The 24,471-nt window shown below is 68.4% G+C and carries 19 protein-coding genes; 13 read left to right on the top strand and 6 right to left on the bottom strand.

What is annotated here, in order from left to right:
* Positions 1–9: 9 nt before the first annotated feature.
* The 4 genes from BLR21_RS15475 to pdhA all read right to left on the bottom strand — a co-directional run bounded on the left by BLR21_RS15475 (position 10) and on the right by pdhA (position 5,227).
* Entirely contained in the window at positions 10–1,515 is a 1,506-nt protein-coding gene (locus BLR21_RS15475) for a carboxylesterase/lipase family protein (RefSeq protein WP_090006544.1), read from the bottom strand.
* A 96-nt stretch (positions 1,516–1,611) separates the two neighbouring features.
* Positions 1,612–2,991 (bottom strand): dihydrolipoamide acetyltransferase family protein, encoded by a 1,380-nt coding sequence (locus tag BLR21_RS15480; RefSeq protein ID WP_090006545.1) that lies wholly within the window; start codon positions 2,989–2,991, stop codon positions 1,612–1,614.
* Between the two features lie 14 nt (positions 2,992–3,005).
* The gene (locus BLR21_RS15485) at positions 3,006–4,031 is read right to left on the bottom strand and encodes an alpha-ketoacid dehydrogenase subunit beta (protein WP_030480099.1); all 1,026 of its coding nucleotides are present in this window, start codon (positions 4,029–4,031) and stop codon (positions 3,006–3,008) included.
* The gene (gene pdhA, locus BLR21_RS15490) at positions 4,031–5,227 is read right to left on the bottom strand and encodes a pyruvate dehydrogenase (acetyl-transferring) E1 component subunit alpha (RefSeq protein WP_090006546.1); all 1,197 of its coding nucleotides are present in this window, start codon (positions 5,225–5,227) and stop codon (positions 4,031–4,033) included. The genes BLR21_RS15485 and pdhA overlap by 1 nt, the downstream gene beginning before the upstream one ends.
* Before the next feature lie 370 nt (positions 5,228–5,597).
* Between pdhA and BLR21_RS15495 the strand changes: the two genes are divergently transcribed.
* From BLR21_RS15495 to BLR21_RS15530, 8 genes are all read left to right on the top strand, one after another.
* A complete protein-coding gene (locus tag BLR21_RS15495; protein ID WP_256334701.1) occupies positions 5,598–7,001 on the top strand; it encodes a M20/M25/M40 family metallo-hydrolase in 1,404 nt (467 codons plus the stop codon).
* A 78-nt stretch (positions 7,002–7,079) separates the two neighbouring features.
* Positions 7,080–9,734: an MGH1-like glycoside hydrolase domain-containing protein gene (locus BLR21_RS15500; RefSeq protein WP_090006548.1), complete on the top strand. Its 2,655-nt coding sequence runs from the start codon at positions 7,080–7,082 to the stop codon at positions 9,732–9,734.
* Between the two features lie 241 nt (positions 9,735–9,975).
* Positions 9,976–10,794, top strand: a complete 819-nt coding sequence (locus tag BLR21_RS15505; protein ID WP_090006549.1) for a basic amino acid ABC transporter substrate-binding protein — start codon at positions 9,976–9,978, stop codon at positions 10,792–10,794.
* Positions 10,795–10,867: 73 nt separating this feature from the next.
* Positions 10,868–11,665 (top strand): amino acid ABC transporter permease, encoded by a 798-nt coding sequence (locus tag BLR21_RS15510; protein ID WP_090006550.1) that lies wholly within the window; start codon positions 10,868–10,870, stop codon positions 11,663–11,665.
* Complete coding sequence (locus BLR21_RS15515) at positions 11,662–12,429, top strand: amino acid ABC transporter ATP-binding protein (RefSeq protein ID WP_090006551.1); 768 nt, start codon at positions 11,662–11,664, stop codon at positions 12,427–12,429. Before BLR21_RS15510 ends, BLR21_RS15515 begins: the two co-directional genes overlap by 4 nt.
* A gap of 4 nt (positions 12,430–12,433) precedes the next feature.
* Positions 12,434–14,542, top strand: coding sequence for a hypothetical protein (locus BLR21_RS15520; RefSeq protein ID WP_090006552.1), 2,109 nt, complete (start codon positions 12,434–12,436; stop codon positions 14,540–14,542).
* 53 nt (positions 14,543–14,595) lie between these two features.
* Positions 14,596–16,764 carry an NEW3 domain-containing protein gene (locus BLR21_RS15525; RefSeq protein ID WP_090006553.1) on the top strand — a complete coding sequence of 723 codons (2,169 nt, stop codon included), beginning with the start codon at positions 14,596–14,598 and terminating at the stop codon, positions 16,762–16,764.
* Positions 16,765–16,775: 11 nt separating this feature from the next.
* Positions 16,776–17,675: an ROK family protein gene (locus BLR21_RS15530; RefSeq protein WP_090006554.1), complete on the top strand. Its 900-nt coding sequence runs from the start codon at positions 16,776–16,778 to the stop codon at positions 17,673–17,675.
* Between the two features lie 542 nt (positions 17,676–18,217).
* Here the strand turns inward: BLR21_RS15530 and BLR21_RS15535 are convergent.
* A complete protein-coding gene (locus tag BLR21_RS15535; RefSeq protein ID WP_090006555.1) occupies positions 18,218–18,997 on the bottom strand; it encodes a LamB/YcsF family protein in 780 nt (259 codons plus the stop codon).
* Between the two features lie 97 nt (positions 18,998–19,094).
* On the opposite strand from BLR21_RS15535, the gene BLR21_RS15540 reads away from it, so the two are divergent.
* The 5 genes from BLR21_RS15540 to BLR21_RS15560 all read left to right on the top strand — a co-directional run bounded on the left by BLR21_RS15540 (position 19,095) and on the right by BLR21_RS15560 (position 23,944).
* On the top strand, positions 19,095–19,781 hold the full coding sequence (locus BLR21_RS15540; protein WP_256334702.1) for a GntR family transcriptional regulator: 687 nt from the start codon (positions 19,095–19,097) through the stop codon (positions 19,779–19,781).
* A gap of 104 nt (positions 19,782–19,885) precedes the next feature.
* Positions 19,886–20,152 (top strand): DUF3311 domain-containing protein, encoded by a 267-nt coding sequence (locus BLR21_RS15545; RefSeq protein WP_090006556.1) that lies wholly within the window; start codon positions 19,886–19,888, stop codon positions 20,150–20,152.
* Positions 20,152–21,786 (top strand): monocarboxylate uptake permease MctP, encoded by a 1,635-nt coding sequence (gene mctP, locus BLR21_RS15550; RefSeq protein WP_090006557.1) that lies wholly within the window; start codon positions 20,152–20,154, stop codon positions 21,784–21,786. The genes BLR21_RS15545 and mctP overlap by 1 nt, the downstream gene beginning before the upstream one ends.
* 71 nt (positions 21,787–21,857) lie before the next feature.
* Entirely contained in the window at positions 21,858–23,105 is a 1,248-nt protein-coding gene (locus BLR21_RS15555) for a pyroglutamyl-peptidase I (protein WP_256334703.1), read from the top strand.
* Complete coding sequence (locus BLR21_RS15560; protein WP_143027730.1) at positions 23,102–23,944, top strand: septum formation family protein; 843 nt, start codon at positions 23,102–23,104, stop codon at positions 23,942–23,944. The genes BLR21_RS15555 and BLR21_RS15560 overlap by 4 nt, the downstream gene beginning before the upstream one ends.
* A gap of 265 nt (positions 23,945–24,209) precedes the next feature.
* Here BLR21_RS15560 and BLR21_RS15565 read toward each other — a convergent pair whose 3' ends face one another.
* Positions 24,210–24,419 carry a hypothetical protein gene (locus BLR21_RS15565; RefSeq protein ID WP_090006560.1) on the bottom strand — a complete coding sequence of 70 codons (210 nt, stop codon included), beginning with the start codon at positions 24,417–24,419 and terminating at the stop codon, positions 24,210–24,212.
* Positions 24,420–24,471: the final 52 nt, after the last annotated feature.

Here is a 24,471-nt window from a genome sequence, read left to right on the forward strand (position 1 = left end):
CAAACCGGATTAACCGATCGTGGCCCAGAACGAACAGTTGTGCGTCGTCAGCGCGTTGGTCTGACCCACGCGGTCGAGCGAGTACGACTGGACGTTGCCGGAGCGGTACCGGGACCAGCCGGGGTTGCCAGTGCGGGCGAACGTCGTCCAGTCGCGGATCATCCTCGACGCGAGCCGCTGTTGGTCCGGGTTGAGGTCGAACGTCACGATGTCGAACAGGTACGCGAGCTCGGACCCGTGCGACGCGCCGGGCGGGAAGCCCTCGGGGAAGAGGTCCTTGAAGTAGCCGAGCGGTGCCGTGCGGTCAGCGAACTCGAAGCCGTACGTCGGCGTGTGCCGTGAGAGCAGTTTGTCGTCAGCGAGCTGTGTGCAGGCCCACACGCTGTCGGTGAGAACGGCGCCGTACGCCACACGTGCAGACTCGTAGGCGCTCGGCGGATACTCGGCGGCGATCTTGGCGGCCTTCCCGGCACCGAACGCCTGTTCCAGCAGACCCAGGTAGTCGAACGGTTCCGGCACGGTCGCCGCCGTCAGCCTGCCCTCGTCACGGGTGTTGCCCCAGATCACCGGCACGCGGTTGAACCGGCCCGACCGCAGCGCGTCGACGGGGTGCACGGGCAGCACCCGGTTGCCGATCACGACGGGCGTCGGACCACGGTCGATCGCGGTGAAAGCCGTGGCGGGCAACGATCGCAGGCACGCGACGTCGGAACAGCCGAGCTGCGTCGCCACCGCTACGGCGTCGGACTGCGCTGCGGACTTCGTGATCCACGGGCCGCTGGCCGGCAGGCCGTGAATGGTTCCGTTGGCGGGCCACGTGGTGGAGCAGCCGCCGCTCTGTGCGATGGCCCGCTGGAACAGACCGCGCGACAGAGGTGAGGTCAGGTGCGCGCACACGTCGAACGCGCCGCCCGACTCACCGAAGATCGTGATGTTGCGCGGGTCTCCGCCGAACGCGGAGGCGTTGCGCTGCACCCACCGCAGGGCCGCCTGCTGGTCCTCGATGCCGTAGGCACCCGAGTCGGGCAGGTCCGGGTGGCCGTAGAAACCGAAGAAGCCCAACCGGAAGTTGATGGTCACGACCACGACGTCGCCCTGCGCGGCCAGGCGGCGCGCACCGAAACCCTCGGCGGACATGTAGCTGTTGCCGCCGCCGTGGATCCACACCATGACCGGCTTGCGGCCGTGCCGCGAAGGCGTGGTCACGTTGAGGTACAGGCAGTCCTCGGTGCTGCTCGGAGAACCGGCGCCGGGCGACTGCGCGCAGGCCGGGCCGGGCTTGGTCGCGTCACGCGGCGTCGTCCACGGCGTGACCGGCCGCGGCGAACGCCATCGCAGCTCGCCCACCGGCGCTGCCGCGTACGGAATCCCCTGGTAGAGCTGGTGATCTGCGGCAACGGTGCCGCGCACCGGACCGGCATCGGTGCGCACCAGGCTGTTCTCACCGGCCTGGGCCACCCCGGCCGGGCCCGCGAGCAGGCTCGCGGCGATCAGCAAAGACAGTCGCTTGCGCATAGCTGTGTGTCCCCTCAGTTCGAGCGTTGACACACATAGGTCGAACGAAAGGGCCCGCGGATCGACGATCCGCGGGCCCTCACATACCGAGTTCTCTCAGTAGGTCATCGCGATGCCCGGCTCGGCCAGCAGCGCGCCGACGTCGGCCAGGAACTGCGAGCCCTGCTGACCGTCGACCACGCGGTGGTCGAAGGAGAGCGCGAGCTGGCAGATCTTGCGGATCTTGATCTCGCCGTCGACCACCCACGGCATGTCGCGGATCGCGCCCAGCGCGAGGATCGCGGACTCACCGGGGTTGAGGATCGGCGTACCGGTGTCGACGCCGAAGACGCCGACGTTGGTGATCGTGATGGTGCCGTTCATCATGTCGGCCGGCGACGTCTTGCCCTCACGGGCGACCGTGGCGAGCTCGTCGAGCGCGATCGCCAGTCCCTTCAACGACATCCGGTCGGCGTCGCGGACCTTCGGCACGACCAGGCCGCGCGGCGTTGCGGCCGCGATGCCCAGGTGGACGTAGTCCTTGTAGACGATCTCGTTCGCCGCCGCGTCCCACGTCGCGTTGACGTCCGGCGTGCGACGGGCCGCGAGGATGATCGCCTTCGCACAGAACGCGAGGGGCGTCAGCTTCACGCCGCGGAACTCCGGCGCGTTCTTCAGGCGTGCGCGCAGTTCCATCATCGGTGTGACGTCGACCGTCAGGAACTCGGTGACGTGCGGTGCGGTGAACGCGCTGTCCACCATCGCCTGCGCGGTCGCCTTGCGGACGCCCTTGATGGGCACCCGGCGTTCGCGCGAGCCGTTGTCCACAACGGACTGCGCAGGAGCGGCAGCCGGTGCTGCGACAGCGGTTTCGACGTCCTCCCGCGTGATCACGCCGTTCGGGCCGGAGCCCGTGAGCGCGTGCAGGTCGACGCCGAGGTCCTTGGCCAGCTTGCGCACCGGCGGCTTGGCCAGCGGCACGTATCCGCCCGGCGTCTGCACCGGAGCGGCGACCACGACGGGAGCCGGGGGTGCCACGACCGGAGCAGGAGCGGGCGGGGCCGCGACGGCTGCGGCCGGTGCGGCGGCGGGCGTGTCCTTGCGGGCGCGACGCTTGGCCGTACCGGACTTCGGGCCGTAGCCGACGAGCGTCGCGATGCGCCCGCCCGGCATCTCCTCGCCGATCTTGCCGGACGAGGTGCCGTTCGCCTCCGCCGCGACGGGGGCCGGCGCGGGTGCGGCCGCGCCACCGGGGTCGGTGTCGATCGTGATGATCGGGACGCCGACCTCGACGGTCTGGCCGGGCTCCGCGAGGAGCTCGGTCACGACGCCCGCCCACGGGCACGGCAGCTCGACGGCGGCCTTGGCCGTCTCGATCTCGACGATGATCTGGTTGACCTTGACGGTGTCACCCGGCTTCACGTGCCAGGTGAGAATGTCGGCCTCGGTCAGTCCCTCTGCCGTGTCCGGCAGGGGGAATTGCTTGTACTGCGGCATTTCCGGTTGTCCCCTTACCAGGCGAGAGAGCGGTCGACGGCGTGCAGCACCCGGTCGAGGTCGGGGAGGAACTCCTCCTCGAGCTTCGACGGCGGGTACGGGGTGTCGAAACCGGTCACCCGCAGCACCGGTGCCTGCAAGGAGTAGAAGCACTCCTGCTGGACCTTGGCCGCAATCTCGCTGGCGATCGAGGACTCGGACGGCGCCTCGGACACGACGACCAGCCGGCCGGTGCGGCGTACCGAGTCGTAGACCGGTGCGAGGTCCAGCGGCGACAGCGTGCGCAGGTCGATGACCTCCAGCGAGGTGCCGTCCTCTGCGGCCGCGTTCGCGGCGTCGAGAGAGGTGCGGACCATCGGGCCGTAGGCCACCAGCGTCGCGTCCGTGCCGGGCCGCAGCACGCGCGACTCGAACAGCTTGCCGGGCTGGGCCGTGGTGTCGACCTCGCCCTTCTCGTAGTAACGGCGCTTGGGCTCGAAGAACAGCACCGGGTCGTCGCTGTCGATCGCCTGCTGGATCATCCAGTACGCGTCGGCCGGGTTCGAGCACGAGACGACCTTGAGGCCGGCGGTGTGCGCGAAGTACGACTCCGGGGACTCCGAGTGGTGCTCGACCGCACCGATGCCGCCACCGAACGGCACGCGGATCACGATGGGCAGCTTGATCTTGCCCTGGGTGCGGTAGTGCAGCTTCGCGACCTGCGACACGATCTGGTCGAAGCCGGGGAAGATGAAGCCGTCGAACTGGATCTCGCACACCGGGCGGTAGCCGCGGATCGCGAGGCCGACGGCGGTGCCGATGATGCCGGACTCCGCGAGCGGCGTGTCGAGCACGCGCTGCTCACCGAAGTCCTTCTGCAGACCGTCGGTAATTCGGAAGACACCGCCGAGCTTGCCGATGTCCTCGCCCATCATGATGACCTTGGGGTTGGCCTCCATGGCCGCCCGCAAGCCCATGTTGAGCGCCTTGGAGATCGTGAGCGTCTGCACCGGGGAAGCCGGGGCAGCAGCCGTGGAACGGTCCATGGTCGGAGCAGCCATCAGTGCTCACCTCCAGCAAAACCCGAGACGTAGCCGAGGAATTCGTCGCGCTGCGCTTCGAGGTTGGGGTTCCCCTCCGCGTAGACGTTGCTGAAGATCCGTTCAGCGGGCGGATCGGGCATGTTCGTACAGAACTCCCGCAGCTCCTCGCCCAGCTTGTCGGCGTCAGCCTCGACGCTCTCGAAGAACTCGCTGTCGGCCCACTGCTGCTTGACCAGGTAGACCTTCACGCGCTCGATCGGGTCCTTGAGCTTCCACATCTCCAGCTCGTCCGACAGCCGGTAGCGCGTCGGGTCGTCGGAGGTGGTGTGCGCGTCCATCCGGTAGGTGAACGCCTCGATCAGGATCGGGCCGTTGCCGTGGCGGCACTCGTCCAGCGCCCACCTCGTGACGGCGAGCGTCGCGAGGACGTCGTTGCCGTCGACGCGGATGCCGGGGAAGCCGTAGCCGCGGGCGCGCTGGTACAGCGGCAGGCGCGACTGGCGCTCGGTGGGCTCGGAGATGGCCCACTGGTTGTTCTGGCAGAAGAAGACCAGCGGCGCGTCGTAGACCGCCGCCCACACGAAGCCCTCGTGCACGTCACCCTGGCTGGTGGCGCCGTCGCCGAAGAAGCACATCGTGGCTTCGCCGTCGTCGTCGCCGACCTTGCCGTCGAACTTCTGGCCCATCGCGTACCCGGCCGCGTTGAGGACCTGGTTGCCGATGACGATCGTGTACGGGTGGAAGCGCTTCTCGACCGGGTCCCACGTGCCCTGGTCGGTGCCGCGGAAGATGCCGAGCAGCTCCGTCGGGTTGATCCCGCGCGTCCACGCGATGCCGTGCTCGCGGTAGCTCGGGAACGCCATGTCGGTCGGACGCATCGCGCGGCCGGAACCGATCTGCGCTGCCTCCTGACCGAGCAGCGGCACCCAGATGCCGAGCTGGCCCTTGCGCTGCAGCGCGTTCGCCTCGCGGTCGACGCGGCGGATCAGGACCATGTCGCGGTACAGGCCGCGCAGCTCCTCCGCCGAGATGTCGATGTCGAAGTCGGGGTGCGTGACCCGCTCGCCCTCAGGGGTGAGGAGCTGCACCAGGTCGGCGCCGCCCTCGTCAGTCGCACGCAAGCCTGCGATCACCTGTTCCGCTGTCGGTTTTGCGGCAGTGGCGGCCGGCGCTGCGTCCGGCTCAGGGTGCGTCCATTGCTCAGGGGACGACATGCGCCTTCTCCTCTGTCTTCTCCGACCGCCTGATCGCTCGTGACGATCTCGTGCGGCGACGCCGGCGGTCGCCGCTGACCCTGTGGGGCCGGAGGCAGCCGTCGACGGTGACGGTGGCTTACGACCACATCCTGACACGGCCTCACCCGAGTTGGTGAGACCCGTCCCACTTCGTAACACACAAGTCAACGTTCTGATCAGCGACAACAGTCGGAGGTTCGACCTTTTGTCCTCCGACTAGGCCGTCCGATTACCGGACGACGGTGTCCCGGTTACCGATCGTTAACTTAGCGGCGGGTCTCTGCGTAAGAGGCTACGGGCGCGAGCGGAGGCGGAGTCGTGACAGGATCGAGAGGTGGACCGCTCACTTGTGACCAGCACTGTCAGGGCGCTCTGGGACGACGACATCGTCCCGAGCCTGTCTCAGCTCGTCGCCGTGCCGGCGATCTCGCCCGCGTTCGATCCCGCCTGGGAAGAACACGGCGAACTGGCCGCCGCGATCGAGCACGTACGCCTCTGGATCGAGTCACGTGCGCTTCCCGGAGCAGTGCTGGAGGTCGTCCAACTGGCGGGACGTACGCCGCTTCTGATGGTCGACGTGCCCGCATCCGGTAACGCGTCCGACGACACGGTGTTGCTCTACGGACACCTCGACAAGCAGCCGCCGGTGGGCGGTTGGAGCGAAGGCCTCGGTCCGTGGACCCCGGTTCTGCGTGACGGACGTCTCTACGGCCGTGGCGCGGCCGATGACGGTTACTCCGGATATGCCGCAATCGCCGCCATCGAGGCCGTGCGTGCCGCCGGCGGTTCGCACGCCCGTTGCGTCGTGCTGCTGGAGACCGGCGAGGAGTCGGGTTCGCCCGACCTGCCCGCGTACCTGGAGCACCTGTCTGCACGGTTGGGCCAGGTGTCGTTGGTGGTCTGCCTGGACTCGGGCGGTTCCGACTACGACCGCATGTGGCTGACGACGTCGCTGCGCGGGATGGTGCAGGTCACGATGACCGTCCGCGTGCTGGACGGCGGCCTGCACTCCGGTATGGCGTCCGGCATCGTGCCGTCGTCGTTCCGGATCGCGCGGGTGCTGCTGGACCGGCTGGAGAACTCGGAGACCGGCGAGATCCTCGTGCCGGAGATGCACGTCGAGATCCCGGCGGGCCGGCTGGCCGAGGTCCGCGAGGCCGTCGAGGCCGCGCCGGGCGCCCTGTGGGGTGCGGTGCCGCGCGTCGGCGACCTGCAGCCGATGTCCGACGACGAGGTGGAGCTGGCGCTCAACTCCGGGTGGCGGCCGACCCTGTCCTTCACCGGCGCCGAGGGCCTGCCGCTGCCGGACGACGCGGGCAACGTGCTGCGCCCGTTCACGACCCTGGTGCTGTCGTTCCGGCTGCCGCCAACGGTTTCGTCCGCCACCGCACTGGAGGCGGTGCGCGAGAAGCTGACCACCGACGTGCCCTACAACGCGACCGTGGAGCTCTCCCGCGTCGAGTCGGCCGACGGCTGGAACGCGCCCGAGCTGGCACCCTGGCTGTCCTCCGTCCTGGACGAGGCGAGCAAGGAGGTCTTCGGCGCGCCGTGGCGGACCGTGTCGCTGGGCGGCTCGATCCCGTTCATGGGGCTGCTGCACGAGGCCTACCCGGACGCCCAGTTCGTGGTGACCGGGGTGATCGGACCGGACTCCAACTGCCACGTGCCCGACGAGTGGCTGCACCTGGCGCACGCGGCTCGGGTCACCGAGGCCGTGGCGCTCGTCCTCGACTCGCACTCGAAGCAGTCCTGACCCGGCTTTTAGTGAGGTACGACTCAGCCGAGGCCTGGGCCCCACCAGCCGTCCGACCCCATATCCCACACTGGGCCGATGGGCGAACATGCGGAACGGGCGCGTCTCGCGAAGTCGGACACACCGACTTCGCCGTGGCGGCTGTGGGGGCCGTACCTCTCGGGTCGCCAGTGGGGCACGGTCCGCGAGGACTACTCGCCCGAGGGTGACGCGTGGGCGTCGTTCCCGTTCGACCACGCCCGTTCGCGTGCCTACCGGTGGGGCGAGGACGGCATCGCCGGCATCTGCGACGTGCACGGGTTCATGAACTTCGCCGTCGCCCTGTGGAACGGCAGGGATCCGATCCTCAAGGAGCGGTACTTCGGCCTCACCAACGACGAGGGCAACCACGGTGAGGACGTCAAGGAGCACTGGTGGGTGACCGACGGGACGCCCACCCACTCCTGGATGCAGGTCGTCTACCGGTATCCGCAGCGCGAGTTCCCCTACGAGCAGCTGCGCGAGATGGCGCGCAACGCCGGGCGGGAGAACCGCGAGCCCGAGCTCTCGGATACCGGCGTGCTCGACGAGAACCGGTTCTTCGACGTCCAGGTCACCTACGCGAAGGCCGAGACGGACGACATCTGCATCGAGATCAGTGCGACGAACCACGGGCCCGAGGACGCGCCGTTGCACCTTCTGCCGCAGCTGTGGTTCCGCAACACGTGGGCGTGGGGCCGGGACCAACGGCCGTGTCAGCTCGTTGCGAGCACCACGGCCGGACGCAAGGTCACGGCTGACCACGGCAACCTCGGCCGGTACACGCTGCATCTGGACGACTCGCCGTCGATGCTCATGACGGACAACGAGACCAACGAGGTGTCGCTCTTCGGCGCCGAGCGCAACCCGTCGCCGTGGACCAAGGACGGCATCTGCGACTACGTGGTGCGTGGCAGCACGAGCAGTTGTCAGGTGGTGGGGCCGGACGACGCCGGGGTGGCGGGCACCAAGTTCGCGGCCTGGTACTCGTTCGACCCAGTGGAGCCGGGCGAGACGGTGACGGTCCGGCTGCGGCTCGTCGGCGGCGACGGGCACCTGGACCCGTTCGGGCCGAGCTTCGAAGAGACCATGGCGCGGCGGAAGATCGAGGCCGACGAGTTCCACGACGCCATCGCGCCGCAGACCAGGCCCGAGGAGAGGCACGTGCTGCGGCGCGCGCTCGCGGGTCTCATGTGGACGAAGCAGCACTACCGGTTCCGCACGCGCGACTGGCTCGACGGCGACCCGACGAAGCCCGAGGCGCCCAGTTCCAGACGTACGCCCGAGGCGCGCAACGTGCACTGGCGGCATCTCGACGTCGCCGACGTGATCTCGATGCCGGACGAGTGGGAGTACCCGTGGTTCGCGGCGTGGGACCTCGCGTTCCACACCGTCCCGTTCACGCTGGTCGACCCGGCGTTCGCGAAGGAGCAGCTGCTGCTGTTCTGCCGTGAGTGGATGATGCATCCGAACGGCCAGATTCCCGCCTACGAGTGGGAGTTCGGCGACGTCAACCCGCCGGTGCACGCGTGGGCGGCGTTGCAGGTCTACCGCGCGGACGGCAGCAGGGACCGCGGGTTCCTCGCCAAGATCTTCCACAAGCTGCTGCTCAACTTCTCCTGGTGGGTCAACCGCAAGGACGCCGGCGGCAGTTACCTGTTCGAGGGCGGGTTCCTCGGCATGGACAACATCGGGCCGGTCAACCGGTCCGAGCCGATGCTGGGCGAGTGGCGGCTGGAGCAGTCCGACGCGACGTCGTGGATGGCCGCGTACAGCCTGCATCTCATGCAGATCGCGCTGGAGCTGGCGCGCGACGACGAGTCCTATGAGGACGTTGCCACGAAGTTCGTCGAGCACTTCCTGTCGATCGCGGAGGCGTTCACGCACTTCGGGTCGCACGGCGGCGGCATCTGGCACGACGAGGACGGCTTCTGCTACGACCGCGTCTCGCGGCGCCGTCCCGACGGCGAGGTCGAGTCCGAGCCGGTGCGCGTGCGGTCGATGGTCGGCCTCATCCCGTTGCTGGCCGGCGCTGTTCTCGAACCGTGGGTGCTCGAAGAGCTGCAGGGGTTCACGAGCCGGCTGGAGCACCTGCTCAAACGGCGGCCCGAACTGCGGCAGTTCATCACGTTCCACTACGAGCGCGGCGCGTTCGTGTCGTTGCTCGACGAGGGCAAGCTCAAGCGCGTGCTGCACCGGATGCTCGACGAGCAGGAGTTCCTGTCGCCGCACGGGATCCGCTCGCTCAGTGCCGCACACCGCGAGGGCCTGGAGGTCAGCGTCGCGGGCCAGGACCACCGCATGGGCTACGAGCCGGGCGAGTCGCACACGCCGATGTTCGGCGGCAACTCGAACTGGCGCGGCCCGGTCTGGTTGCCCACGAACGCGCTGCTGGTGGAGGCGCTCCGCACGGTCTGCGCGTTCCACGACGGCATGTTCCAGGTCGAGATGCCGACGCACTCCGGACGCTGGGTCACTGCGGGCCAGGTCGCGGACGAGCTGAGCGACCGGCTCGTCGGGCTCTTCCTGCCCGACCACGACGGGCGCCGGCCGTCGGACGGCAAGCGGATCGAGGCCTCCGAGTCACCTCTTTGGCGCAGGCACGTCACCTTCAGCGAGTACTTCGACGGGGACACGGGTGAGGGCCTCGGCGCCACCCACCAGACCGGCTGGACCGCTCTGGTGGCGGGCCTGCTGGCCGAGAGAACACGCTGACCAGCGCTGTCGTGATCAAATCCTGATCAAGGACACGCTCGCGGATGGTTATCATTCGTGCGCAATACGTGAAGACGTTGTGTGATCTGGCCTAAATCACGCAAGATTCTGTGCCTGAAAGACTGATTTGACGCAAAATCATTGCAAGGCAGTGGCCTGTAACACCCACGTGCTGTCCTCCGCGTCAACCGAGTGGCAGGATCCCGTTCACTCGTCCGCGACAGTTACGAGGAGTGACGCAGTGGCTCGTCGACCCAGGCACGTGCTCGCCCTACTGCCCGCAGCGGCCCTTGCGCTGACCGCGCTCGCCGGATGCGCGACGAGCACCAACAGCGGCGGTGGCACCACCGACGGTGGGATCAAGCTTGTCAAGGAAGGCAAGCTCGTCACCTGTACCCACCTGTCCTACAAGCCGTTCCAGTACACCGATGGTGACAAGACCGTCGGTTTCGACGTCGATCTGGTCGATCTGATCGCCGAGGAACTGAAGGTCAAGCAGGAGATCTTCGACACCCAGTTCGAGACGATCACGTCTGGCGCGAGCTTCAACGCGAACCAGTGTGACCTCGCCGCGGCGGGTATGACGATCAAGGAAGAACGCAAGCAGGGGATGGACTTCTCCGACCCCTACTTCGAGGCCTCGCAGGCGCTGCTGGTCAAGAAGGACTCGCCGATCAAGTCGCTGGCGGACCTCAAGGGCAAGAAGATCGGTGTCCAGCAGGACACCACCGGTGAGATCTACGCCAACGACAACAAGGCCGCCAACGGCTACGAGGTCATCCAGTTCGAGGACCTCCCGCTGATGGAGACCGCCGTGCGCACCGGCGCCGTCGATGCCGCGATCAACGACAACGGCGTGCTCCTCGACTACGTCAAGGAGTTCCCGGACACCGCCGTCTCCGCCGAGTTCGACACGAACGAGCAGTACGGCATCGGCGTGAAGAAGGGCAACACCGCGCTGCTGGCCAAGATCAACGAGGTCCTGAAGAAGGCCAAGGACAGCGGCAAGTACGACGAGATCTACGAGAAGTGGTTCGGCAAGAAGCCGGAGAAGAAGTAGCGATCTGAGCTGACGGGGCGGCGGACGACGCCGCCCCGTTCGCGTCCGAACCACATCCGCTAGGAGTCGTACCATGGCGCTGTCCAAGCGCAAGCGGGCCGAATACTTCCGGTACTCGCAGTACACGCTGCTCGTCGTCGCCGCCCTGGTGATCGCGTTCTTCGCCGACTGGGAGCAGATCCGCACCGCGTTCTTCAACTTCAAGACGATGGGGGACATGTTCCCCAACGTCATCACCATCGCGTTGAAGAACACCCTCATCTACACCGCACTCGGCTTCGCGTTCGGCCTCGCGCTCGGGCTCGTCCTCGCGTTGATGAAGCTCTCGTCGATCGCGCCGTACCGGTGGATCGCGACCATCTACATCGAGTTCTTCCGCGGCATCCCGGCACTGCTGGTGTTCATCGGCCTGGCGTTCGGTGTGCCGCTCGCGTTCCAGCTCCAGTTCGACATCTACTCCACGGTCATGCTGGCGCTCGGCATCGTCGGTGCCGCCTACATGGCCGAGACCATCCGCGCCGGCATCCAGGCCGTGCCGAAGGGGCAGGTCGAAGCCGCGCGCTCGCTGGGCATGTCGCAGGGCCGCGCGATGATCACCATCGTGATCCCGCAGGCCTTCCGGATCATCCTGCCGCCGCTGACCAACGAGCTGATCCTGCTGACCAAGGACTCCTCGCTGATCTACATCATCGGGCTCGCCCGTGACCAGTACGAGCTGACGAAGTTCGGGCGGGAGACGCTGAGCCGCAGCCCGTCGCTCACCCCGATCCTCGTCGTCGGTCTGTGCTACCTGATCATCACGTTGCCTCTCGGGTACCTGTCGAGGTACCTGGAGCGCCGCTCCGGCGGAAAGAAGGTGTCCGTCCTGTGAGCGAGATTTCCGTTGAGATCACCGGGCTGAAGAAGTCGTTCGGCTCGCTGGACGTCCTCAAGGGCCTCGACGTCACGGTCAACCGCGGTGACGTGGTCTGCATCATCGGCCCCTCCGGTTCGGGCAAGTCGACGCTGCTGCGCTGCGTGAACCTGCTGGAGGAGCCGAACGACGGCAAGATCGTCGTCAACGGCGTCGAGCTGACCGACCAGGACGTCGACATCGACCTGGCGCGCACGAAGATCGGCATGGTCTTCCAGTCGTTCAACCTGTTCTCGCACCTGAACGTCCTCGCGAACCTCACCGTCGCGCAGCGCAAGGTGCTCAAGCGCGGCGAGAAGGAGGCGCAGGAGATCGCCCTGCGCAACCTGGAGCGGGTCGGCCTGCTGGAGAAGGCCAACTCGATGCCCGCGCAGCTCTCCGGTGGCCAGCAGCAACGCGTGGCGATCGCCCGCGCGCTGTCGATGGACCCCGACGTGATGCTGTTCGACGAGCCCACCTCGGCGCTCGACCCCGAGCTCGTCGGTGACGTGCTGGGCGTGATGCGCCAGCTCGCCGACGAGGGCATGACGATGCTGGTCGTGACGCACGAGATGCAGTTCGCCCGCGAGGTCGCCGACAAGGTGATCTTCATGGACGGCGGCTACATCGTCGAGGAGGGTCCGGCGGCCGAGGTGATCGGCAACCCGCAGGAGCCGCGCACGCAGGAGTTCCTGGCGCGCGTGCTCGACCCGACGCACCACGGTCCGAGCGACCCGGTCTAGCTGCATGGCGAGGGGGAAGGTCGCCGCGGCGGACGTGCTGCGGGGGCTGTTGGGGGAGAACGACAACTCTGGTGGTGGCGGGTGGAGGTTGCCTCGGCGCAAGCCGAGCACCCCGCCCGTCATCCGCGTGGTGGACCGGGTGGTCACCGACGTACTCGACCTGCGTGCGGTCGAGGTGCCCTACGTGCTGGAGTTCGAGCGCTGCCAGTTCGAGGCGGCGCCGGACCTGCGGCAGGCGAACCTGGCGGGCATCTCGTTCACCGACTGCGACCTGCCCGGTCTCGAGGCGCGCAACCTCAGCAGTGGCAACGACGTGTCGCTGCTCGACTGCCGCGTCTCGGGCCTGACGGACTTCACCGACGCCGAGATCGCGGGCTCGGTCCTGTTGCGGGACACCAGGTTCAGCGTGCCGGGCGGGCTGTGCGTGCACGGCGACCGGCTGACGGTCGCGGGCGCGTTGCTCGGGTTCGGCATCGTCACCGAGGGCGAGGTGCGGCTCGCGGGCGCGCGCATCGGCGGCAACGTCAACCTCGGCAGCGCGGTGCTGGAGAACGCCGACGGCTTCACGTTGAACGGCAACGGCATGCAGGTCGGCGGCAACTTCCTCGGCGCGTTCACCTCGCACGGGGTGGTGTTCCTGGCGAACGCGCGGATCAGTTCGACGCTGTCTTTAAGTGGCGCGACGCTCTCGCGCGGGCCGGACTTCACGGCCTCCAGCGACCCGCACGCCGACCCGTCCGCCACGCTCTTCCTCGACCGGGTGGACGTGTCCGGTGACCTGCAGCTCGACCGCGGCTTCACCAGCCAGGGCACGATCCGCGCGGTGAACGCGAAGATCGGCGGCACGTTCTCGCTGGCAGAAGCCGTGCTGGACGCCGTGTCGCCGCCGTCGGCCGGCACCGACCCGACCGGCTCTGGCCGCGCGTTGCACGTCGACGGCGCGGAGATCGGCGGCGACGTCGTCGGCCGTGGCGTGCGGATCAAGGGCCAGCTACGCATGGTCGACACGCACGTGCGCGGCAGCATCACCATCGAACGGGCCACTGTGGACAATCCGGCCGCGGATGCCGTGCTGGCCAACCGTTCCCAGATCGGCAGCAACTTCGTGGTGCGCGAGTCGGACGTCGCCGGCGGGCTGGAGCTGCGCGGCATCACCGTCGGCGCGAACCTCGACCTGCGCGGCAGCCGGTTGATCAAGCCGGGCAAGTACCGGCACCAGCCGCGGGAGAAGCCGTCGCTCGACATCGGTGGCGCCACCATCGGCCGTGACCTCATCTGCGCGCGCGGCGACAAGGAGTTCGTCGCGCATGGCGGCGTGCGGTGCCGTCGCGCGGTGATCGGCCGGATGGCGAACTTCAACGGCGCGGTGCTCGGCTACAAACTCGACAGCCACGCGTTGAACGCCATGGGCATGCAGGTGCAGGAGCTGATGCTCAACGTCGTGTCGCCGCCCAAGGGCCTCGTGACGCTGCGCCAGGCGCGCTGCACGTCGTTGAACGACAACGAGAACTTCTGGAACGCCACGGGTTTCATCGACCTCGACGACTTCCGCTACGACTCGCTCGCCTATCCGATCGACCTGCGCGACGACGACCAGGTGCAGCAGCGGCTGCGCTGGCTGCGGCAGGCGATGCGGCGCAGCTACCACCCGCGCCCGTACGACCAGTTCGCGGAGATGCTGACCGCGGCCGGCAACGAGGAGCACGCGTCGACCGTGCTGATCGAGAAGCAACGCCTGCGGTACCGCGCGGTCGCCGAGGGCATGCGGTTCTTCGGTCCGCTGGTGCTGGTGTGGAGCTTCCTGCAACGGTCGATGGTCGGCTACGGCTACCGGCCGGCGCGGGCGCTGGGATGGCTGATCGCGGCGTGGGTCGTCGGCAGCATCTGGTTCCAGGTCCAGGGACCGTTGACCGAGATCAACGACGACGACCACCTGCCGTGGAACGCCTGGCTCTACACGATCGACCTGGTGGTGCCGATCGTCGACTTCGGCAACAAGAACCGCTGGCAGACGCCGGGCGCGTCGCAGTGGATCGCGTCCGGGCTGATCGTGACGGGCTGGATCCTGGCGACGACCGTGGCGGCCGGCCTGACCCGGATGCTGAAGAGGTAGAACGCCACCATCGGGGTATTTCGCCGCCTGGTGAACAGTGGTGCGATCGTCCGGTGATCGCCGCCGAGTCCACCGAGCTGTTCGTCGGACCTCGGACCGCCCTGCTGCAGGTGGTGCGGCTGACCTCGCCGACAGTGGCCGGACCGGTGCATGCGCACGTGTCCGGGCCCGGCCTGCACTCGCCGCGGCACGGCGGCTCGCTGGTGCCGGGGCCGTTCGGCTACGAGCTCGCCATCGACGTGTCCGAGCACCCGCCCGGTGCCGTGGTGCCCGCGCAGGCCGTCGTGCGGTCGGCCGCCGGCGAGGAGTCGTGCACGTTCTCGCTGGTCGTGGGCTCGCCGGGATGGACGGTGCACCTCGTCGGGCACGTCGCGGGCGACGCGCCGTTCCCCGCCGTGCGCGCCCATCTGGACCTGGCGCTGACCGATCCCGCCTACCGGTTCGCGGTGACGTCGGTCGAGTTGCTGCAGCCGTACTGGGACACGTTTCCGCAGCACCGCTCGTTGCTGCTGCGGCTGATCTCCGAGGGCCGGGTCGAGGTCGTCGGGTCCGAGTCCAATGTGGTCGGTGTGGCGCCGTTGCTGTCCTCGCTGCCGTCCGGGCCGTCGCTGGCGGCCTCGTCGCTGGCCGAGGCCGAGCGGTTGGTCTACGCCTCGTTCCTGGAGTCGCGGTCGGGGGTTGTCGCGCCGCACGTGATGTTGCCGATCGGTTCCGATCGTGAGGGTCCGAACCCGTGGGTGACCGCGATCCACCACGACTGGAGCGCGCGCTACACGTGGCCGCGGGTGACCTGCTCGTTGCCGCGTGACTACTACGTGCGCGGGTCTGTGCCCGTGCCGCCCGCACCTGTGGACGACTCGCCTGCTGCAGTGTTCGCTTCGCACGCGGCTCGGCTGACCGGGGCTGCATATCCTGCCGCCGCGCTCTCACGCGCTGCGGTGGCGCACCCGCGGGAGGCCTTCGACCTGCAGTCCGACGTCATCTCGCGGTCGCTCGCGGCCTTGACGTCCACTGTGGACTCTTCGGTGGTCGTGTGGAACCCGTCGTCCTCGGCGTGCACCGACGTCGTGTCGGTGCACCTGCCGTTCGAGCGCAACGTGCACGTGGAGTCCGACGGCGTTGTGCTGCCGACGTTGGTGGACGGCGTGACCGTGACGTTCTTGGCGCGTGACGTGCCCGCGCGCGGATGGCGCACCTACTCGTTGGTCGAGGACGACATCGATCACGGCTGGAAGCGCGGCTACGGCACCGAGATCGCGTCCACTCACTACGTCCTGTCGTACGACCCGATCGCTTCTCTTGTCGCCGTTGACGGTCCTGCGCTGGAAGCGCCTCGGCTGGTCGGGCCGGTGAGCGTGTGGCACAGCGAGGTCGGCGAGAGGATGGTCGGCTCCACGGCCTTCACGCTGTGGAACGAGGTCGGGCACCTGGGGCCTTCGTCTTTGTACGCCGTGCTCGGCTCACGCAGCCCTTCCAGCGGCACCTTGCCGTCCGTGGCGCCGCGACTGGCGTTGGCCGGACCGCCGCTGGGACCCGTCGCACCTGCCGTGACCCCGGTGTTCGCGCGCTACTGGCTGCACGAGCCCGCCCCGTTGGGCGGCCTGCCCGCGAACGTCCACCTGGAGGTGCTCGGCCCGACCCGGCTGCGCGTGGTGGCCGTGTCGGACGGCCCGGCGTTCTCCGGCGTCGTCCGGCTCACGCTGCCCGACGGCTGGTCGGCGTCGTGGGACTCGTTACCGGTGTCGCTGCCGGCCGGTGGTCACGTGTCGGCCGAGGTGCGCCTGGTGCCGCCGCGGATCCCTGGCTGCCATCCGGTGCGCGCCACGTTGGAGGGGCTGCCCTTCGACGTCTACGACGTGGCGCTGCTGACCGTGCCGGAGTGGGACGGCGACGAGCCCGTCGAGGTGCTGTGGGTGGCCTCGTCGCCGGCCGTGGTGTCGGTCAAGCCGGGGGAATCGGCGTCGGTGCGCGTCGTGCTGGCCTCCGGCGCTCACGGTGACCTGCCGGTTCAGGCCCGGTTGCTGTCGCCGCGCTCCTCGTGGGAGTTCGCCGGGCCGTTCTGCGTCAGCGGGTTATTGCCGGGCCAGGGCCGGCTGTCGCTCGACTTCACGCTCTCGGCGCCCGCGTGGGCCACGCCGGACACGTGGGCGGCCGTCGTGCGCGTGGCCGCGGGCGACCTGGTCCGCACCACTGCACCCATCCGCCTCGAAGTGGCTGGTTAAGCTGCCTCACCGTGACTGATCTGGTGCTGGCACTGGACTTCGGCGGCACCAAGATCGCCGCCGCCCTGGTGGACCCGTTCGGCTCGGTGGTGCGGTCCTCGCGCGTGCCGACGCCGTCCGAAAACCCTTGGGACGCGGTCGTCGCGGTGATCTCCGAGGTGGTCCAGGACTCGGCCGTAGCGGGCGTGGGCATCGCTTCCGCGGGCCCGGTCGACACCACCGCAGGCACCGTCTCGCCGATCAACGTGCCGACCTGGCAGCAGTTCCCGCTGCGGTCGTCGGTGGCGTCGCTGTTCCCCGGCGTCCCGGTAGAACTCGCGGGCGACGGCGTGTGCATGGCGCTGGGCGAACACTGGCGCGGCGCCGGCCAGGGCAGCACGTTCATGGTCGGCCTCGTCGTGTCGACCGGTGTAGGCGGCGGCCTGGTGCTGGACGGACGGCCGTTCGACGGCCGCACCGGCAACGCGGGCCACATCGGCCACATCGTCGTGGAACCCGACGGCGAACCCTGCACGTGCGGCGGCAGGGGATGTGTGGAGACCATCGCGGGCGGCCCGCGCATGGTGGCCTGGGCACGCCGCGCCGGCTGGCAGGCACCAGACCACGCCGACGCCGCCCTGCTCGCCGCCGCCGCTCTGTCCGGCGAGGAGATTCCGCTGGAGGCCTTCGACCGTGCGGGTCAAGCCGTCGGGATGGCTGTTGCCGGGGCTGCCGCGGTGTGCGACCTGGAGCTCGCCGTCATCGGGGGTGGGGTGGCGCAGGCCGGGGAGTTGCTGTTCGAGCCGGTGCGGCGGGCGTTGAAGACTCATGCCGGGCTGTCCTATTTGAATGGGCTGGAGGTGCGGGCGGCTGAGCTTGGTGGGGAGGCTGGGCTGGTGGGGGCGGCTGCGCTGGTTCGGCAGTCGGTTTGATCGGCGGGGTCGGCGGTAGGCCGGTCGGCTGGGCCGGCTGGGCGGGCTGACGGCCTGGACAGGCTGACGGGTCGGCGGGCTGCCGGGCTGCCGGGCTCGAGGTGCGCGCGGCTGGGCGGGGAGGCCGGGCGGGAAGGCCGGGCTGGTAGGGGCGGCAGGGCTGGTAGGGGCGGCAGGGCTGGTGGGGGAGGCCGGGCTGGGTCGGCAGTCCGTTTGATCGGCGGGGTCGGCGGCAGGCCGGCCGCTGGGCCGGCTGACGGGCTGGCTGGACTGGCGGCTCGGCGGCACGGCAGGCAGGCGGCACGGCAGAACTGGGGCGGCTCGGCAGACAGCTGGGCGGCTCGTTGGGCAGGCGGCTGCGCTGGTTCGCCAGTCCGCTTGATCGGCCGGTTGCGGGCCGGCTGGCCGAGCTGACTGGCTGGGTGGCCTCGGCGGGCAGGCGGGGCGGCGGGCAGGCGGGGCGGCCGCATCCGACGGACGCGGTGGCGCTGGGCGGGCGGGCCCAAGAGGTCCCGGTGATCGGCCGGTGCGTTGCGGCAGCGTCAGACTGCCTGGCGGGTGTGCCGCAGGGGTGACTCGACCCTGGCCACGGCGATTCCTGCCGCCTCCAGGGCCGAGCGGACCGCGCGGGCGATTTCCACCGCGCCTGGGGTGTCGCCGTGCACGCAGATGGAGTCGGCCTGGACTCGTACCGGGCGGCCGGAGACGCTGCGGATCCAGCCCTCGGTTGCCAGTTGTACGCAGCGGGCCGCGATCTCGGCCGGGTCGCGTAGGAGGGCTCCCGGTTCGCCGCGCGGGACCAGGGTTCCGGATGGTGTGTACGCCCTGTCGGCGAAGGCCTCGTGCCATACGCGCAGGCCGGCTACCGAGGCTCGTTTCAGCCATACCGCGCCTGGTGGGCCCAGTACTGCGAGCGTTGGGTCGAAGAGGCGGACGGCGTCTACTACGGCGTCGGCCTGGGCTTCGTGTCTGACCAGGGTGTTGTAGAGGGCGCCGTGTGGCTTCACGTAGGAGATCCTGGTGCCGGCGGCTCGTGCGAACGCCGACAAGGCTCCTAGTTGGGCCAGGACCTCGTTGGTGAGCGTGTCCTGGGGTACGTCGATGAACCTGCGGCCGAAGCCTGCCAGGTCCTGGTAGCCGACGTGTGCGCCTACGGCTGTTCCTGCGGCGGCGGCGAGGGTGCAGGTTTCTCGCATTGTGTCGGCGTCGCCGGCGTGGTGGCCGCAGGCGATGTTTGCGCTGGTCACGACTCCTAGCAGGGCCTTGTCGTCGCCTAGGGTCCAGTGGCCGTAGCCCTCGCCCAGGTCCGCGTTCAGGTCCATGGCCGTCCTTCCCGTGCGCGATTGGTTGTTGGATTGTGGGATTGTTGAACGATTCTACGATAGGGCAATCGAACGATCCTGCAAATAGACTGCCGGGGTGACCGAGACGTGGGTGTCGACGCTGGCTCAGAACAAGGCGGATCTGGAGCGCGCGAGCACCGCGCAGAAGGTCGCCGACATGCTGCGCGAGCGGGTGCTCCTCGGTGAGCTGGAACCGGGCCTGCGCCTGAGCGAGGAAGCGATCGGCGGAGCGCTGGGCGTCAGTCGCAACACGCTCAGGGAAGCGTTCCGGCTGCTCACGCGCGACCGGATCCTGGTGCACGAACACAGCCGCGGCGTCTTCGTCCGCCGCCCGACCGGCGAGGACGTGCGCGACCTCTACGCCGCGCGCAGGGTGATCGAGTGCGGCGCGCTGAGGCTCTGGAACGACGTCAGCGACGCGCAGCGGGAAGCTGTGCGGGCGCCGGTCCGTCAAGCCGTGGCACGCGCCGAGAAGAACGACTTCAGCAGGACCGGCAGCGCGAACATCCAGTTCCACCGCGGCATCGTCGGCCTCGCGGGCAGCGCCCGCCTGAGCGACGAGTCCGACCGGCTCTTCGCCGAGCTCATGCTCGCCTTCCGCGTCGCGCACGAGGTCGAGGCCTTCCACCAGACCTACCTGCCGTGGAACCGCAAGATCGTAGAATTGTTGAACAATGGGACTGTTGAACAGGCGGTCCAGCAACTCGACGAGTACTTCGACGCCGCCGAGCAGGACCTCGTCAGCCGACTGGTGGCGGATTAGTCCAAAGAGAACGTTAAGACGAAGGCAACGATTGCGATCACGAGGCTGACGGCACCCTTCATCAGGCCTAACATCCGCGCAACACCGCGTACACGGAGGCCACCATGCCGTCGGAGCACAAGACCGGCTTGCGCTGGAGCAACTGGAACCTGCTGCTGATACTTCCGCTGTTCATGCTCATCACGCCGTGGTTCAACCAGGACGAGCCTCGCCTGTTCGGGCTGCCGTTCTTCTACTGGTACCAGTTCGTGTTCGTCCCGCTCGGGGTGCTCTGCGTCGGTCTGGTCTACGTCAAGACAAAGGACCAGCCCGTGGTCACCGGCAAACCGGACAAGCTCGGCGTTGACGACCTGGACGAGGGAGCGAACTGATGCAGTGGACCGAGCTGATCGTTTTCAGCGCTCTCTTCCTGTTCGTCACGGTTTTGGGCTTCGTCGCCGCGAAGTGGCAGAAGGGCGAGACCCTCGAACACCTCGACGAGTGGGGCCTCGGCGGACGAAAGTTCGGCAGCTGGATCACGTGGTTCCTGGTCGGTGGTGACCTCTACACCGCCTACACCTTCGTCGCGGTGCCCGCGCTGATGTTCGGCGCCGGCGCGATGGGGTTCTTCGCGCTGCCGTACACGGTGATCCTCTACCCGATCGTCTTCCTGCCGCTGGTGCGGATGTGGTCGGTCAGCCGCGTGCACGGTTACGTCACGCCCGCCGACTTCGTGAAGGGCCGCTACGGCTCGCACTGGCTGGCGCTGCTGATCGCGATCACCGGCATCTTCGCGACCATGCCGTACATCGCGTTGCAGCTGGTCGGACTCGAAGCCGTGCTGCGCAGCATGGGGCTCAACGGCAGCGGCATCCTCGGCCACCTGCCGTTGTTCATCGCGTTCGTGATCCTCGCGGTCTACACGTACCAGTCCGGACTGCGGGCGCCTGCGCTGATCGCGTTCGTCAAGGACATCCTGATCTACATCGTCATCCTGGTCGCGATCGTCTACCTGCCCGCCAAGTTCGGCGGCTGGGGCGAGATCTTCAACGACGCGGACGCCAAGTTCAAGGCCACACCCGCGCCGGGTGACGGCATCCTGCTCAACGCCAACAACCAGCTGCAGTACGCGACGCTGGCGCTCGGGTCGGCACTCGCTCTCTTCATCTACCCGCACTCGCTGACCGGCATCCTGGCCAGCCGCGGGCGCAACGTGATCAAGCGCAACATGGTCGCGCTGCCGGCGTACTCGCTGGTGCTGGGCCTGCTGGCGCTGCTCGGCTACGTCGCGATCAGCGCGGGCACCAAGCCGATCGTCAACCAGGCGACCGGCCGTCCCGACACCAACACGATCGTGCCGGAACTGTTCGGTGCGAACTTCCCGTCGTGGTTCGCGGGTATCGCGTTCGCAGCCATCGGCATCGGGGCACTCGTGCCCGCGGCGATCATGTCCATCGCGGCGGCGAACCTGTGGACGCGCAACGTCTACAAGGAGTACCTGAAGAAGAACGCCTCGCCCGCGGAGGAGGCCAAGCAGGCCAAGCTCGCGTCGCTGGTGGTGAAGTTCGGCGCGGTCGCGTTCATCGTGTTCATCGACCCGCAGTTCTCGATCGACCTGCAGCTCATCGGCGGCGTGATCATTCTGCAGACGCTGCCCGCCGTCGCCATCGCGCTCTACACCCGCTGGTTCCACATCTGGGGACTCATCTCAGGTTGGTTCGCGGGCATGGCCTACGGGATGTACCTGCTGTACCTCATCCCCAGTGCCGACAAGTCCCGCCTGCACTTCGGCGGTTCGGCACTACCGCTGAACCAGCTGTCGATCTTCGGCTGGCACCCGTTCGGCGGGTCGGCCATGACGATCTACGTCGGCATCATCGCGCTGGCGGTCAACCTGATCGTCGCCGTCATCGTCACGCTGATCGCCAAGAAGGCCAAGGTCTTCAACGGCACGGACCAGACCGATCCGTCCGACTACCACGTCGACGAGGACAACCCGAGGGTCAAGCCCATCGCTGCCCACTGAGACGCAGTCGTCGACACTATGGGCCACCCGTCGGTTACGACGGGTGGCCCTTTGCGTTGAGGATCGAGTACGTGAAAACCATCGCCGGACTGGTCGGCCTGACCGCGATCACCCTCACCCTGAGTCCTGCCGTCGCTCACGCGCAGGACGCGAACTGCTACGACACCACCGCGCCGCTCACCGTCGAGGAACAGCGCCTCGACGACACGCTCGTCACGGGCGGCCCCGCCGTCGGACCTTCCCTCGTGAAACTGGCCGGGTTCGACGGCCGCGTCACGGACTTCACCTCCAGACTCTGCCGCCAGATCGTGCCGAAGCAGGCGCAGCAGTTCGTGGAACGCGAAGGCAACGCGCTGTGGAAGGCCGCTGTCGCCCGCGCGCAAAGCACAACACCCGTGACACACGACGCCTACGACGACCGCCCGCTCTACTGGGCCCGGTTGCAGCTCAGTTCCGCGCTGCGCCAGTGGAAACCGAAGTTCGCCATGGCACCCGACGACCGCGCGAAGCTCATCCAGCGGTTCGACTGGGCCTCACGGGGTTTGAGCGACTCGGCGTTCCCGAGCAGGCCCGGCGTGCGCAGGATCGCCGTCACGGGCTTCGACCCGTTCCAGCTCACCGGCGTGAACGTGCGGCGCGCCAACCCGGCCGGCGCGGCGGCGTTGCAGCTCGACGGCCGGGAGATCTCGACGCCGGACGGCAAGGTCGTCCTGCAGGCGGCGGTGCTTCCGGTGCTGTGGGGCGGGTTCGACGAGGGAGTCGTCGAGCAGTTCTACGGTTCGGCGCTGCGGCAGAAGCCCGACGCGTTCGTGACAATCAGCCAGGGCAGGCCCGGCCGGTTCGACGTCGAGCGGTGGGCGGCGCGCTGGCGCGGCGGGTTCGCGGACAACAACAACGTCGGTTCGTTCGGCAGCGTCCCGAACGCCGCCGGCTGGCCGCAGCCCGGCCACGAGTTCATCGAGACGAGCCTGCCGTTCCAGAAGATGATCGACGCGGGCACCGGCCCGTTCGCGGTCAACTACAACCGCGCCTTCTGCGAGTGGGTCGTCGTCGGTTCCCAGCAGTCGTGCCGCACGGACAACCCCACTCCCGGCCGGGTCGCGGCGTCCGGTGGCGGCGGTGACTACCTCTCCAACGAGAGCATGTATCGGGCCAACCGGCTGCGAATCGGTTACGGCGCAACCAACGTCCTCGGTGGACACCTGCACACGCCGGTGCTCGGGCAGCCGGCCGACCCGGCCGCGTTGACCGATCCCGCCTTCGAAAAGCAGCGTCGGGACATCGCCGATCAGGTGAAGGCCCTAGTCTCTGTGGTGTGACTCGTGTGCGGCCGGCGGTGGCAATTGTCCTGAGTGCGCTGACCCTGTCCGCGTGCGCCATTCAGGTGGGAGGGCAGGCGGTCCCCGGACCACTGCCTTCGACCGCCTCCGCCTCCGCGCCCGCACTGCCCAAGGCCGGGCAGTGCATGAACGCCTACGAGCTGAAGGTGCTGCAGTGCACCGAATCGCACGAGGCCGAGGTCATGAGCGTCGGTGAGCTCACCGGCCTGCCGACGACCTACCCGGACACGCAGGCGCTGCGCAAGGCCGCGCTGCCGCCGTGCCGTCAGACTCTCAACGAGTACCTGGGCACCGGTGACGCGGACTCGACGCGCCTGCGGGTCTGGGCGTTCTGGCCGAACGAGCAGGGCTGGAAGGACGGCCAGCGCTGGCGGCTGTGCACCGTCGTGGAGATCAGCCCGGACGAGAAGCCGCTGGCGCGCAAGGGTTCCGTGAAGGGCGTGCTGAAGGGCAACGGCTTCGGCACCTTCCAGACCTGCACCCAGGGTTCGCCGTCGAAGGACCAGGAGATCAAGGTCGTCGCCTGCACCACCGCGCACATGGCCGAGGCCGTGCCCGCCGGCGTCGTCTCGCTCGGCAAGTCGACCGATCCCGCTCCGTCCAAGGAGCAGATGAACTCGATCGCGAACGAGAAGTGCACCAAGGCCGTGCACGACTACCTGGGCTCGACCAAGCGCTCGGACGTGTTCCCCGCGTGGCGGAACCCCGGTTCCCAGGCCTGGTCAGAGGGTTGGACGAACGCCGTCTGCTACGCGGAGGCCACCAGGGCCTTCAACGGCACCCTCCTCGGCATCCGCGACAACCCGCTCCCGAACTGATCCGGCGACCACGACCATCAGCACGGCGGCCAGGGACAGCACCAGCATCGCGATTCCTGCGATTCCCACGGCACACCTCCCCTTCCGTCTCCGGTGACGATCTTTGTGACCGCCATCACATACCTAGGACGTTTCCGGGCGGGGCCAGGTTCATTCCTGGAGCAAGACCATTCCCAAGCTTGTCCACAGCTATCCACAACATGTGCACAAATCCGTCCACACCTGTGGACAACTTCGTCTGTTGTGGACGATGAGCTGCGGTGACTCAGAGAAAATTACTGCACAGGATCACGCCGGCGACCACGCCGATGGCTAAACCGAGGCCGAACACGAGCGCGTAACGCCACCGCGACGGGCGGGCAGGCGGGGCCGCGGGCACCGGGTAGTAGCGCACGATGCCCGTCGACGGGCCGACCTCCACATCGCGCTTCGAACCGTCGAAGTTCAGTCCGCCGAGCAAGTCGTCCTGCGTCACACCACCAGTAGTACCTCATAGAGAAGCCCCAGCGGTCGCCGTTGACCGCTGG

Source organism: Lentzea albidocapillata subsp. violacea (genome assembly GCF_900100275.1).
In the GTDB taxonomy this organism is placed as follows: Bacteria; Actinomycetota; Actinomycetes; order Mycobacteriales; family Pseudonocardiaceae; genus Lentzea; species Lentzea violacea.

Bases quoted from the DNA above. Each gene is read 5' to 3' on its own strand.
- BLR21_RS15510 (WP_090006550.1), top strand. From the start codon at position 10,868: ATGGCGCTGTCCAAGCGCAAGCGGGCCGAATACTTCCGGTACTCGCAG.
- BLR21_RS15485 (WP_030480099.1), bottom strand. From the start codon at position 4,031: ATGGCTGCTCCGACCATGGACCGTTCCACGGCTGCTGCCCCGGCTTCC.
- BLR21_RS15520 (WP_090006552.1), top strand. From the start codon at position 12,434: ATGGCGAGGGGGAAGGTCGCCGCGGCGGACGTGCTGCGGGGGCTGTTG.
- BLR21_RS15480 (WP_090006545.1), bottom strand. From the start codon at position 2,991: ATGCCGCAGTACAAGCAATTCCCCCTGCCGGACACGGCAGAGGGACTG.
- mctP (WP_090006557.1), top strand. From the start codon at position 20,152: ATGCAGTGGACCGAGCTGATCGTTTTCAGCGCTCTCTTCCTGTTCGTC.
- BLR21_RS15500 (WP_090006548.1), top strand. From the start codon at position 7,080: ATGGGCGAACATGCGGAACGGGCGCGTCTCGCGAAGTCGGACACACCG.
- BLR21_RS15535 (WP_090006555.1), bottom strand. From the start codon at position 18,997: ATGGACCTGAACGCGGACCTGGGCGAGGGCTACGGCCACTGGACCCTA.
- BLR21_RS15545 (WP_090006556.1), top strand. From the start codon at position 19,886: ATGCCGTCGGAGCACAAGACCGGCTTGCGCTGGAGCAACTGGAACCTG.
- BLR21_RS15475 (WP_090006544.1), bottom strand. From the start codon at position 1,515: ATGCGCAAGCGACTGTCTTTGCTGATCGCCGCGAGCCTGCTCGCGGGC.
- pdhA (WP_090006546.1), bottom strand. From the start codon at position 5,227: ATGTCGTCCCCTGAGCAATGGACGCACCCTGAGCCGGACGCAGCGCCG.